The organism is Mesotoga infera, assembly GCA_011045915.1.
In the GTDB taxonomy this organism is placed as follows: Bacteria; Thermotogota; Thermotogae; order Petrotogales; family Kosmotogaceae; genus Mesotoga; species Mesotoga infera_D.
In genome coordinates, this window is sequence record DSBT01000084.1 from 1 (window position 1) to 2,991 (window position 2,991).

General features: G+C 43.1%; 2 protein-coding genes. Both read left to right on the top strand.

Annotated elements, in window-relative coordinates; all coding sequences use genetic code 11:
- The first annotated feature begins 740 nt into the window (after window positions 1–740).
- Window positions 741–2,603 (top strand): ATP-binding cassette domain-containing protein, encoded by a 1,863-nt coding sequence (locus ENN47_02905; protein HDP77134.1) that lies wholly within the window; start codon window positions 741–743, stop codon window positions 2,601–2,603.
- Window positions 2,604–2,655: 52 nt separating this feature from the next.
- A partial coding sequence (locus ENN47_02910; protein ID HDP77135.1) for a response regulator occupies window positions 2,656–2,991 on the top strand: 336 nt, incomplete at its 3' end.

Below are 2,991 nucleotides of genomic sequence, written 5' to 3' on the forward strand. Positions count from 1 at the left end.
ACTCAGCTATCGGCCTTAAGATTTTCGCTTACAATCTCGTGGTCATTCACAATCATCTACTCGGTCGTTCTTTGAGAAAGATTATGGATATCATTCACGCTGTTTGATTTGTGAGACACCCTAATTTTCAATTCAAAACTTGTATTTCACGTAACATTAGTTTTCGCGAGTCTCAAATCCTTCTTGCTGGCCTTCTTTGTCAAAAGGCTTGTGTCCCCACTCGTCACATATTAGAATGTCGAGTCTGCCCGGTTGACTGAGCAATCTCTCGACTATTCCTTTTTCTATGGTCTGGATGTGTTATTTCAAGAGAGTCACTGAAGAACCTGACCTTCTGCTCATTTGAACAGGCCCGAACCGACATCGCAATCGGAGATTCTCCGCATAAGAATGGACACATTTCCTGCGACTCCAACTTCAACCACTCTTGAAGTGATAACTGACCACTGGCTGATTCAAAAGATTGAAAGCTGCATCCTGCTCTTCGAAACAGGATTACAGCTTCAATCAAGAGGCGCGAGTCTTTCAATCGCATTTTCGCTTCGTAAACTCCGTAGTCCTTCTCTGTGTTGATCTTATCCAAGGTCTCTGGAGACTTAGGGAATTTTTCACTTCTGATGTAGAATGATTATGAGAAGCATTCTCAACAAGAGAGTTTTTCGTGTTTCTTTTTTGCATCTTATTGTGGCTGGGTCTTTTGCTTGGACTAAGGAATGATTGCAGCCATTAAGGGGTCTGCTATGGAGCAATGTGTTCTTGATATCAAAGAACTGAGCAGCAACGACTTAGGAAATGTCAATCTGAAGGAGATTAATCTGGAAGTAAACTCCTCTGAAGTTCACGCACTTGTTGGGGAGTATGGCGCTGGAAAGGAACTTGTCGTCAGCATCCTCACTGGAGCTGAGAAGAAGATTTCCGGGAGAGTATTCTTTGATGGAATAGATGTCACGGGCAAAATGAAGATTGGTGGTTCGACAGATATCATGTTTCTCCTTGAAGAACCAATGGTCGCAGAGGGTTTGACCGTGGCTGAGAACATGTACGTGTTGAGGAGTCATAGCAATGTGATCAAATTGATTAACCACACAAAGATAAATCGTGCCGTGAAAGAGCTCATTGCAAGATTTGAGCTTGGAATCTCAGAGAAGACTCACGTGTATAGGCTTTCAACCGAGGAGAAGAAGCTTATAGAGCTTCTGAGGCTATGTATTTTCGAGCCCCGGCTGGTGGTTCTGTATGAGCCTACTGCTAATCTCGGCTCGAAGTCACAGGATCTTCTTCTGAGAATACTGAACAAACTTAAGGAAAAGGGAACTGGAATACTTTACGTTACAAACAAATGGGACGAGGCGCTAAAGTACTCAGACAGAATCAGCGTTCTGTCTGAGGGAGTACTTTGCGGAACTCTCAGTTCAGAAGAGGCAAAAGACAAGCCGGAGAAGCTTTTGAGACTTATACTTGGCTGGAAGAAATCAGATTCAACGAAACGCGAGGCAGAGGAAATAGAAACCGAGGATATTATCGACGCTGTTTTGAGAGCGGCCGAGTACCTTACTTCGAACTACGAGATAAACGATGTCTTGAAAATGCTTGAGAACTACACGTGCAAGATAATGGAATCCGATTCCTGTTATGTGTACCTTGTCGACGAAAAGACCAGGACGATCATGGACACGATAAAACATAAAGAGACCGAGTCGATAGAAGCCGTTCTCAACGACGAAGTTGTGATGCGAATAATGGACAACAAGAAGCTCTTTGTTTCCAATTTCGATGATGTGCTTTTCGAAAAGCTCTTCAAGAGCATTCGAAATACCGAGACAATCGTTTGCGATCCAGTCTCTGTTAGATCTCACCACACCGCTTTGTTTCAGGTAGGCTATCGTAAATTCTATGAGCCAAATGAGAAGCAGAAGAAAATATTTCATACTCTATCAAGACAAGTTGCCCTTGCAATAAACAACACTAGGCTTATGGGAAGTTCGGTGTTGCTTCAGGAAAGTCACCACAGGATAAAGAACAACCTTCAGACTATTGTTAGTCTTATTAACATTCAGAAAAGGAGTTTCGATAGAAAAACGGACAGCGAAGTCGAGGATCTGCTTGACAATGTTGTTTCCAGAGTGAAAAGTATAGCCGCTGTTCATGATCTCCTTTCTCACGATGAACTGGGCAGAAGTATAATAAACCTGAAAAACCTTGTAGATACTATTGTGCGTTTCAACATAGTGGACGGCACTCTCAAGGTAAGTAAAGATCTTGACGACATATTCATACCCTACGACAAAGCAAGCGGAATCTCGCTGACAATAAGCGAATTAATAAACAATTGCGTGAAGCACGCTTTCAAAGATACTGAGAGCGGATTGATATCGATTTCCTGCAAGAGTTTTGACGACAATGTGGAGATAATCGTAGAGGACAACGGCATGGGATTTCCCAATAGATCCTTTTCCGCAAAAGACGAGAAACTGGGGCTTTCGCTTGCGAGATCGATCGTTGAGAATCAGTTTGACGGAACTCTTGAAATCGCCTCAGAAAGAGGCGCAAAGGTTAAGATCTCAATTCCAAAAGAGAGCCTGTTGCTCACGAGAGGCTCATAAAAGAATTATTAGCGATTATGTGCTAACCTAGCCGAAAGGGGAGTCAATTCCTATGGACAATTCTTTGAACATACTTATTGCTGAAGACGAGTACATAGTCCTGAGAGGTCTTAAGGAAACACTGATCGGCCTCGGTCATAAAGTTATAGGAGAGGCTATGGATGGAGAAACATTTGTAAAACTGGCGCTTGAAACTGATCCTGACTTGCTGATAGTAGATGTAAACCTACCCGCACTGAGCGGAATCGAAGCGATTGAGAGAATAGGAAAAGTAAAACTCGTGCCCTCGATAATCGTTACTGGTTACAGCAGCGAAGAGACCGTAAAGCGGGCGAACTCTGCAGGGGTCTTCAACTATCTGGTAAAACCCGTTGATGAGAAGGAACTC